Annotated in this window: 7 protein-coding genes; 5 read left to right on the forward strand and 2 right to left on the reverse strand. The window is 62.4% G+C overall.

Annotation, left to right across the window (positions count from 1 at the left end; genetic code table 11):
* Positions 1–679: 679 nt before the first annotated feature.
* Entirely contained in the window at positions 680–889 is a 210-nt protein-coding gene (locus tag AC1D34_RS27640) for a hypothetical protein (RefSeq protein WP_441509038.1), read from the reverse strand.
* A 565-nt stretch (positions 890–1454) separates the two neighbouring features.
* On the opposite strand from AC1D34_RS27640, the gene AC1D34_RS27645 reads away from it, so the two are divergent.
* Genes AC1D34_RS27645 through fabI form a run of 4 tightly spaced genes read left to right on the forward strand, consistent with a single transcriptional unit; the run spans position 1455 to position 6625 of the window.
* Positions 1455–3659 carry a DUF3141 domain-containing protein gene (locus tag AC1D34_RS27645; protein WP_476825923.1) on the forward strand — a complete coding sequence of 735 codons (2205 nt, stop codon included), beginning with the start codon at positions 1455–1457 and terminating at the stop codon, positions 3657–3659.
* A 2-nt stretch (positions 3660–3661) separates the two neighbouring features.
* Positions 3662–4639: a phosphate acetyltransferase gene (locus AC1D34_RS27650; RefSeq protein WP_476825924.1), complete on the forward strand. Its 978-nt coding sequence runs from the start codon at positions 3662–3664 to the stop codon at positions 4637–4639.
* Positions 4640–4643: 4 nt separating this feature from the next.
* Positions 4644–5825 (forward strand): acetate/propionate family kinase, encoded by a 1182-nt coding sequence (locus AC1D34_RS27655; RefSeq protein WP_476825925.1) that lies wholly within the window; start codon positions 4644–4646, stop codon positions 5823–5825.
* 14 nt (positions 5826–5839) lie between these two features.
* Positions 5840–6625: an enoyl-ACP reductase FabI gene (gene fabI / locus AC1D34_RS27660; protein ID WP_441509042.1), complete on the forward strand. Its 786-nt coding sequence runs from the start codon at positions 5840–5842 to the stop codon at positions 6623–6625.
* 89 nt (positions 6626–6714) lie between these two features.
* Here the strand turns inward: fabI and AC1D34_RS27665 are convergent, their stop codons facing one another.
* Complete coding sequence (locus AC1D34_RS27665) at positions 6715–7353, reverse strand: Ros/MucR family transcriptional regulator (RefSeq protein ID WP_476777446.1); 639 nt, start codon at positions 7351–7353, stop codon at positions 6715–6717.
* 1196 nt (positions 7354–8549) lie between these two features.
* Here AC1D34_RS27665 and AC1D34_RS27670 point away from each other — a divergent pair.
* The gene (locus tag AC1D34_RS27670) at positions 8550–9599 is read left to right on the forward strand and encodes a hypothetical protein (protein WP_441509044.1); all 1050 of its coding nucleotides are present in this window, start codon (positions 8550–8552) and stop codon (positions 9597–9599) included.
* Positions 9600–10029: the final 430 nt, after the last annotated feature.

The raw sequence follows: 10029 nt of genomic DNA on the forward strand, positions 1-10029 counted from the left end.
CAACCACCCCCGCACCGGCGCGTTCCAGACCTCGGTGATTATCAACGGGAGTGATCGCGTCGTACTGCGGCTTCGCAGCAGCCCCAATCAGCCAACCGGGACAACTGCGCTCGCTGACGAAGCCGTGACAGCGGCCACGAACCGGGYGCCGCAGGGCGGCTTGCGCCGCGCAAGGGTAGGTCCTTGATGACATTAAGACTTGGCTGACTCCATTACTGGGATGCAGGTCAGAGACGGGTTTAACATGTGAGTTCTGTCGTAGCGTTAAGGGAGCGTCATATGCTTGCGAGGAAWCATCTCAGAGMTGTCTGGCTGCGCATCGSGGTCGTGCTTGCTCTTGCGGCACTTGTCGTCCTCCCAATGCTGCTCAAATAGGAGCGCGGTCCAGCAGGCCGCTGGCTCCGTCCGGACGGCAGGCCGCACCGCCACTAAGTCAACTCTGGGGCCAATAGTGGATACTTCCTGAGAGAATAAGGCTGAGGCTGAGGCGAACGGAAGTCCGGGTTGGCCCGAAGGCGGACGCAGTCAACGTCGAGAATTGGATCGGCTCCGGTCGCCAGAGACCGATCTTCAAATGGCTCAGATGGGTGGTCGATTCTGGCCGTCCGATTTGGGTCGGAAAGCTGTCGTTCGATCGGGCCCTTCAACGCGGCTGCTTCCCTCGTATCCCCGCAACTGATCAATCCGGCGCCGTCGGCAGCATGCCCATGCCCGCCCGCCCGCGCGCAGTCAGCGCGTAGGTGTTAATGCCCGCCCACGCTGGCGCGGGCGTCCATTCGATCAGACCCTTGCGAATCGGTTCCTCGCGCGACTTTCTCGGCCGCAAATCGACGCGGCCGGTGTCTGGACGAAACAGGTGCAAGGTCCAGATTTCATCGCGCGTCAGCATGGCGCGGGCTCTCGCATTTCCTGCCGCGCCCGGTTTCACGAGCGCTTTGCGCGGTCGCGAACTTGTAGGCACTCGCGGAGAACGGACGCGTCCGCCAATTGCGGCCACGAGACCATGCCAACATCGTATCCAGCGAGCGCCCCAGCCCCGTTCCGGGCATCGAGATCTGCGCCTGATGCGGGTGGAAGCCGTCGATAATGCGAGGCGTGACGTCGCCCTTGGGTCGGCTCATGTCAGGTGGCCTTGATGCCTTCCTCGAATTCCTCGGGGACAGCGCGGCATATCGGTATGGATATTGCTACGAGCGCTATTCAAGGCGGCACGAGCAAAATTTGAAGGATTGATGACAGTCACAATGAAGAAATTGATGCAGTCGAGTGCGAAGCGCGGTCTTATCGAAGACGGCCGTGGATCTCCCTCTGGACCAGAGGCAATTAGCGGCGTACAAGGCTCATCATACGTCAATTTGATCTCAATCTAAGCATGCCGAAAAGTCATAATTCGGATTATGGCATGACGATGCGCGGTTTTTCGAACTGACCTTGGACGTTTCGGAGTGCGGGTTATGCTTTTTAATACGTCAAATTTCGTAACCGATGCTGCGGCTTATACAATCGATGCGGGGCAGCGTTGGATCCTGTTCCTCGACACGATGAGGCGGCGCGGGCTCCAATACGAGGAACATATCGCGCAGAGCGCGCCGCACGTGCTCGWCTATGACGCCGATCTCGTCTGCGACGGGCGCGAGCTTCCCAGGCCGGTGAACTACATCCTGGCGCTCATCCTGCCACCGCCAAGCGTCGTCGTTGATGAGAGCAAGCGCCCCTTCGTCATCGTCGATCCGCGAGCTGGGCACGGCCCTGGTATCGGTGGCTTCAAGGCCGACAGCGAGATCGGGGTGGCTATGGCGGCCGGGCACCCCTGCTATTTCATCGGCTTTCTGCCCGATGCAATGCCMGGTCAGACGATCCAAGACGTCGCGCACGCCGAAGCCGTCTTCCTCGAACGCGTTATCTCCCGCCATCCCAAGGCCGAAGGCAAGCCGTGCGTTATCGGGAATTGCCAGGCTGGCTGGGCCGTCACGATGCTTGCGGCGATCCGGCCCGAACTGTTCGGGCCGATCATCCTCGCGGGCTCGCCCCTGTCGTACTGGGCCGGGGTAAAGGGCCAGAACCCGATGCGGTATTCCGGCGGCCTGCTAGGGGGGAGCTGGCTGACGGCCCTCACCGGCGATGCCGGTGCGGGAACGTTCGACGGAGCGTGGCTGGTCCAGAATTTCGAGAACCAGAACCCGGCGAACACGCTCTGGACCAAGCACTACAACCTCTATTCGAAGATCGACACGGAGGTCGAGCGGTACCTGGGCTTCGAAAAATGGTGGGGCGGGCATGTCACGCTGAACGCGGAGGAAATCCAGTTCATCGTTGACGAGCTCTTCATCGGCAATAAATTGGCCTGCGGCGACATCCGCACCGCGGACGGTACGTCGATCGACCTTCGCAATATCCGCTCGCCGATCGTGGTTTTCTGCTCGAAGGGCGACAATATCACCCCGCCTCAGCAAGCGCTCGACTGGATACTCGATCTCTACGACAGCGTCGACGAGATACGCTCCTACGGCCAGACGATCGTCTACGCCGTCCATGACAGGATCGGGCACCTCGGCATCTTCGTATCGGCGGGCGTGGCCCGGAAGGAACACGACGAATTCGCCTCCAATATCGATATCATCGACGTGCTGCCGCCCGGCCTCTACGAGGCAACCTTCGAACCGAAGGCCGAGGCCGATGCCAACCCAGACCTGGTGACCGGTGACTGGGTGATGCGCTGCGAGGCGCGCACGCTCGACGACATCCGGGCGCTCGGCGGCAACGATCTCGACGATGAGCGCCGCTTCGCGACGGCCGCGCGCGTGTCCGAGACCAACCTCTCACTCTACCGCGCTCTGGTCCAGCCCTGGATAAAGGCAGCCGCCAACCCTATCGCCGCCGAGGCCATGCGCAACCTGCATCCGTTGCGGCTGCAATACGAGCTGTTTGGCTCGCGAAACCCGTTTCTCTCCTGGCTTGAACCGACAGCGAACCAGGTGCGCGAGGAGCGCCAGCCGGCCGCCGCTGACAACATCTTCCTGAAGGCGCAGGACATGGTCTCGGATCACATCGTCAACGCCCTCGATGGCTGGCGCCAGCTGGCCGAGACCATGTCGGAGCAGACTTTCCGCGCCGTCTACGGCTCGCCCCTGTTGCAATCCGCCGTGGGAATTGACCCGAGTTCACCGTACCGCCCACGGAGCGCCGCCAGGAGCAAGCTCCATGACGAGTTCGTCCAGAAGCGGATCGGTGAACTGCGCGGCGGCTTTGGACGCGGCGGGCTGCTGCACGCCTGCGTGCGGGCGCTTCTCTATGTCGGCATGGCGCGGGAAGGCGTCGATGAGAGGAGCTTCGAAGCGATCCGACGCTTGCGCAAGCAGGGCGAACAGGCCCGGCGCATGACGCTGAGCGAGTTCAAGTCGCTGACCCGTGAGCAGTACTTCATGCTGCTGATCGACCAGTCCGAGGCGCTGCGGACGCTGCCTGATCTGCTGCCGCCAGATCATGATGCTAGAGACGCCGCATTCGCGCTGGTCGAGCAGGTATCGACGGCGCGTGGCGCCCTTTCGGGAGAGGCCGCCGGTCGGCTCGAAGAGATCAGAGCCCAGTTCGAGGCTGCACCGCCACTGGGCGCGAATCCCCCCGGCAACCTCCCCATCGCCGCAAGACGGAGGGCCTAGCGATGCGCTCGGCGTGCGACAAGACGCTGGGGGGGGCTGAGACRCCGCCCACCTCCAAATATGACAGGCTGATCGCGGCGGCCCGCAGCGGTGCGCCGGCGCTGACGATTGTCGCTCACCCTTGCGACGCAGCCTCCCTGCAGGGCGCTCTGGAGGCGCGCGACGAGGGGCTGATCGTGCCAATTCTGGTCGGACCGCAGCACAGGATCCGCGATGTCGCGCAGGCCCAGGGGCTGGACCTCGGTGCCGTGGAGATCGTCGACATGCCGCATAGCCATGCGTCCGCGGCCGAAGCCGTGAAACTCGTGCGAGAAGGGCGCGGCGAGCTGCTGATGAAGGGCAGTCTCCATACCGATGAATTGATGCGCGAGGTTGCGGCGGGAGCCACCGGGCTGCGCACGGAGCGGCGCATCAGCCACGTCTTCATCATGGACGTGCCGGGCCATGCCGAGACGCTGTTCATCACCGACGCCGCGATCAACATCTTTCCGGATCTCGATGCCAAGCGCGACATCGTGCAGAACGCGGTCGACCTCTGGGCCGGCATCGGCCTCGGTGTCCCTCGCGTCGCGATCCTCTCGGCCGTCGAGACAGTGACCACCAAAATCCCGACCACTCTGGAAGCGGCGGCTTTATGCAAGATGGCCGATCGTGGCCAGATCACCGGCGCGCTGGTCGATGGCCCGCTCGCCTTCGACAACGCCATTTCCCCGGAGGCCGCTGCCATCAAGGGCATCGTTTCGCCCGTCGCTGGTCACGCGCAGATCCTCGTCGTTCCCGATCTCGAGGCCGGGAACATGCTCGCCAAGAATCTGACCTTCCTCTCGCGCGCCGATGCGGCGGGCATCGTCCTGGGTGCGCGCGTGCCCATCATCCTGACCTCGCGCGCAGATTCTGTCCGGGCGCGCCTGGCCTCCTGCGCCGTCGCCGCGCTCTACGCAGCCGCTCGGCGGCATGCCGCCTCCGCGGCGGCGGTCTAGGCGCATGGACGCGATCCTGGTCGTGAACGCCGGCTCATCGAGCCTCAAGTTCCAGATCTTCACCGTTTCCCGCTCCGAGCTGACGCGGCAGGTGCGGGGGCAGCTCGACGGCATCGGGCATCGGCCGCGCCTACGCGCCTCCGATGCCAACGGGGCGTCGCTCGTCGATGTCACCTTCCAGCGCGAGGAGGTGCCGGACCTCCCGTGCGCGATCCAGAAGACCCGGACCTGGTTGCGCAGTCTGGAGGGGTTTCGCTTGATGGCGATAGGGCACCGCGTCGTGCATGGCGGTCCCGATTACGCCGCTCCGACCGTGATCGACCACGCGCTTCTCGACAAGCTGGCGACCTATGCGGAATTGGCTCCGTTGCACCAGCCGAACAATCTGCTGCCGATCCGGCTCGCCATGGAGATCAATCCGGACGTGCCGCAGATCGCCTGCTTCGACACGGCCTTCCATCGCGACCATCCGGCGCAGGCCGATTGCTACGCCCTGCCGCTGGCGCTCCACCGGGACGGGATACGGCGCTACGGCTTCCATGGCCTGTCATACGAGTATGTCTCGGAGCGCCTGCGCGAGACGTTTCCGGAGCATGCAGCCGGGCGGGTGATAATCGCCCATCTCGGCAGCGGGGCCTCGATGTGCGCTCTTCTGGACGGGCGCAGCGTCGAAAGCACGATGGGGTTCACGGCGCTGGACGGGCTGCCGATGGGAACCCGCCCCGGGCAGCTCGACCCGGGCGTCGTGCTGCATCTGATCATGCAGAAGGGGCTATCGGCCGAGGCGGTGTCCAAGCTGCTTTACCATGAGGCCGGTCTCAAGGGATTGTCCGGCATCTCTAGCGACATGCGCGATCTGCTCGGAAGCGACGACCCGCGCGCCGCCTTCGCGATCGACCATTTCGTCTATCGCTCCGCGCTCARCATCGGCTCGCTGACGGCGGCGCTCGGCGGCATCGACGCCCTGGTCTTCACGGCCGGCATCGGCGAGAACGCGCCGGAGCTGCGTGAGCGCATCATCCGCCGCATCGCCTGGCTCGGCGCCGAGCTCGATCCAGCCGCCAATGCCGCAGGCGGATCATCGATCTCGGCGCCCAGCAGTCGCGTCGGCCTCCACGTCATTCCGACCGACGAGGAGTTGATGATCGCACGCCACACCATCCGCCTGTTCGACATCCCCCAGTGAACCGCGAGGCTGCCATGACCATTCCCGCCGTTAAAGCGAAGCTGCTGGAGGGCAAGAAGGGCCTCATCGTCGGAATCGCCAACGATCAGTCCATCGCCTGGGGCTGCGCCAAGGCCTTCCGCGCCTTCGGCGCCGATCTGGCCGTGACCTACCTCAATGAGAAGGCGCGCCCCTATGTCGAGCCGCTCGCCCGGGAGCTGGAAGCGCAGATAGTACTGCCGCTGGACGTTGCGGCGCCGGGGCAGATCGAGGCCGTCTTCGCGCGCATCACCGAGACCTGGGGCGAGCTCGATTTCGTTGTCCACTCCATCGCCTTCGCGCCGCGCGACACGCTGGCGGGACGCGTGACGGACGCTCCCCTCGAGGGCTTCTCGAAAACGATGGAGATCTCCTGTTGGTCGTTCATCCGCATGGCGCAGCTCGCGGAGCCGCTCATGAAGAACGGCGGCACCCTCTTCACCATGACCTATTACGGATCGCAGATGGTGGTGGAGAACTATAACATCATGGGCGTGGCGAAGGCTGCCCTGGAGTCTGCGGTGCGCTATATGGCCGCCGAACTGGGCCCGAAGGGCATTCGTGTCCACGCGATTTCGCCGGGTCCGCTGGCGACGCGCGCCGCCTCGGGCATTCCGGAATTCGATTCCCTACTGGAGAAGGCCAAGCGGAAATCGCCGGCCCGCGAACTCGTCGCGATCGACGATGTTGGGGCCGCCACCGCGTTTCTCGCGCACGATGCGGCCCGGCTCATCACTGGCCAGGTGCTCTATATCGACGGCGGGTATCACATCATCGATTGACCCGAGGGCAACGAGACAAGCGAGCGAACATTTTCGCTGAGGGAATGTGATTTTCGTCAGGGTGCTAATGTCTCCCGCTGCCTCGCGCCTCATGAGCCGCTGATTACGGCGGTCTTGCGCGCCCTCTTCGGTCTTGCGGACGGTTCCACCACTGGCTCGCCAACAGGTTTCGCCTTGTGTGGGGCGTGCTTCGTCTGGATACTCTCCGGCGCGGCCAGGCCCGCGGTGGGTGCGCTTGCCTTGATGCGCGAGGCGCGTTTTGGCTTATCCGCGACCGCAGACGCAGCCTCGACGATTGGTTCAGGCGCAGACGCGGCAGCCTTGCGCGACTGACCAAGGCCGGACGCCTTCGCCAGGGCCGATCGCGATTCCGCATAGCTCGGCGCGACCATGGGGTAGTCCGCCGGAAGGTTCCATTTCTGACGGTACTCGGCGGGCGTCAAACCATACCGCGTCCGGATATGCCGCTTCAGCGATTTGAACTTCTTGCCGTCCTCCAGGCATATGATGAAATCCGCCCTGATCGATTTGCGGACCGATACCGCGGGTTCCGGTTTCTTCTCCGGCTCAATCGACACCGGTGCCCCCAGCGAGCGGAGGGCAGCGTGGATATCATCAATCAGTTTCGGCAGCTCGGCGCTCGGTACGGAGTTGTTGGAGACATAGGCTGCGACGAGCGCGGCGGAAACCGCCACCAGATCGGTGCTATCAGACAGCTCGGACTGCATCCTTCAACCCCTTTTTGGTTCGTTTGCAGCTTTGCGATAGGTGGCAGTCACTCTTTCTCGATTTGCCCGCTTCATCAACTCCGCGCGCCGAGCGGTTTCGGTCCAGCGCCCCTCGGCCCCTCGGCTCCATCAAGTCTCTCAACCTGACGGAATCACAACCTACTGAAACCGCTCAACTCTTTTTGGGTTGGGACCTTAGACGTCAACGATCGGTCGAACCTCTCCGTTGAGTATTTGGGCCGCGAACATTACCCATAGCGTGATAAGGGGCGCCGCGAGTTTTACGAATACCCTTGTAGGAGGCATTTCTGGGGTTCATAAACCGCGTTCCATGAATGACGCGGACAGTTGTCTCACCATGGTTCGCGGTCGCAGGTGAGCTTGCTTCGAGACGTCTTTCTGGAGGGACGGGGGGTCAGCAAGAACGGTTCATTGAACCTAAGGAGTTCTGACATGAGCGAAATATTCATTTCGGAAGGGATTACTCGTCGACGCGGCCTATCCTTCTTGTGGTCGGCGGCCGCACTGGCCCTTGCTGGGGCCGTCTCGGTTTTAAAAGTATCAAATTCTCAGGCGCAGACCACCGGTATGGACCGACGTCAGGATCGGCGTAGCGGACGTGACGATCGACGCACTGAGCGCCGTACCGGTCGCACAACGAGACGTGAAGAACGGCGAAACTGAGTGAGGGGGGAAGAGGCGCGTGCGCGCCGACAGCCAAGACCGTTTAACGCTCGCATGACCGCGATAACTGATTGGCGCCTTGACGAGAACCGACCCCGGCCCCCTTGCGCAGCTAAGACCGATCAAAAGGCAAGAGCAAAGGCGCCGGGGCATCTGACCTTGAACAGATGCAAATCGAATTTCAACATACGCTTATCGTGGCGGGGGGGTGCTTCAAATTTGCGCTGCGCGTCTGGCCCCGGGGCCTTCTCGCGGTAAAGCCTGATAGGTGTGATTTCGGCTACCGTTTCCGCCCAACGAACCGGCTCGCCGCCTACTTCAGTTCGTAGTCAACCTCGTCCTTGGCGAACCACCCCCGCGGGCCCCCCCTGCCACGAACTGGTTTAGAGTGTCCTCCTTGGCGGTCGAAAAATACCTCGACAAGTCATGCCGAAAGGCCCCCACTACCCATACTACCCCTGCCTTCTATGGATTCTTCCCCTTCGCAGCCACCTGGAACGAACGAGACCTAGATGCGTTTGGAATTATTAGCAAAGTCAGCCGGCATTATGCTGTTGATCGCATCCACTACAGCGAGCGCCCAGGCTCCAATCGCAGCACCTCCAAACTCAAGCGCCATCACCCCTCGGCAGAACGAGATCTTGGCGAAGGTGATGAGCCCGACCGGCGGTATGTTGACCAAGGAATTGCACACGGAATTTTGGCAGCCAGTTTATCAGATCGCGGCCCCTTCGGCAGCCGATCTTGCCACCATCAAAACAGTTGTCGACCTATCCCTGACCTATCAGAGGGAAATCTGGGCTTCCGCTCTGGCGTCGGCAAGGGCCCATCGTGAGGTGCTTTCGCCTGGGTATGCCGTCGCGCGCCAGGCCGCTCTCCAGCCCCCCACCGGCGTACTGCGTCAAGCTACTCAGTTGCAGGCGGCGGTTGAGAACGGCGACCGTGTTATACGCGCCGCAGCCACTGGCGCTGCCATCAACACCCGCGGCCAATCGGTCCATGTGACCGAGCAGATGGCCAGTCGGGTTCTCGAAGGATTGGAAGGCGTCGTCGCCCGGGCTCAGCGCCTATTCACGCTTGAATGGTCCGAGACCATGCCGCGCAGCGAGTTCTTTGCCGACATGAAGATCGCCGTTAGTTCGGATGTGCCCTTCACCAAAGGTGAGGAGACGATACAGATTGGCAATGCCTCAGTGCGTATGATCCAGTTAAGCCGAGGTATCAACGAATTTGAGCGTGTCACCATTTCAACAGCGACGCTGCCGGCCCCGTATCGGGTCGCAGAGCTGGAAGATTCGCTGAGACGCGTCGTATCAAATGCGTTTGAAAGCATCGGGGCGAGCCAAGTTGGCGCGAGTATAGTCAGTAACTTCAGCGGCGCCACCAGTGTCACCGCAACCGGAAAAATCTCTATCGGCGGAAAGACCTTTTGGATGGCCTTTCGCAGCGTCTATCGCGAAACCCATACGCAGGTGCTCGAGATTCTGACGATTTCGGACGCTCGCTCGAAGGCAGTAGCCCTGCGAGAGCGTCAGGAAAATGACATTCGGCTGCTCGATTGAGTGTGGATTGCCGTCCTGGATGTGGATGGGGGGACCTGGCCCCACGCTCTTGAGCGAGCTCCCTCGGCAGATCGCCGGGTGTATTGCTACGTATACCCGGCCTACGGATATGGCTACCCTGCCTATTATGGGCTGCGGGTCTATTACCGCCTGCGTCATTACTATGCGCGGCCAGCCTATTATGCCCCCCCCGTTATTACGGCTGGAATCGGGGCTATTACCGCCAGAGCTACTACTGGTGAGGCTAGGACAGACGATGAGCTCTCGCTAGGGAAACACTGATAGCTTCGCCCGATTGGCCGTGCCACTGCACGAACTGCGTCGACCTTACCTCAGTGAACCTTCAGATCGTGCCATACCGTTGTCTCAGATGCGGATCAGAGGCGGTTGTGAAGTACGGCGATCCCGCAATATCCGACGTGTCTGGCCG

It is taken from the genome of Allobosea sp. P1_A7, assembly GCF_056406775.1.

What these genes read in the sequence shown, in the direction of transcription:
- fabI (WP_441509042.1), top strand. Translation starts at nt 5,840, where the DNA reads ATGACCATTCCCGCCGTTAAAGCGAAGCTGCTGGAGGGCAAGAAGGGC.
- AC1D34_RS27665 (WP_476777446.1), bottom strand. Translation starts at nt 7,353, where the DNA reads ATGCAGTCCGAGCTGTCTGATAGCACCGATCTGGTGGCGGTTTCCGCC.
- AC1D34_RS27640 (WP_441509038.1), bottom strand. Translation starts at nt 889, where the DNA reads ATGCTGACGCGCGATGAAATCTGGACCTTGCACCTGTTTCGTCCAGAC.
- AC1D34_RS27670 (WP_441509044.1), top strand. Translation starts at nt 8,550, where the DNA reads ATGCGTTTGGAATTATTAGCAAAGTCAGCCGGCATTATGCTGTTGATC.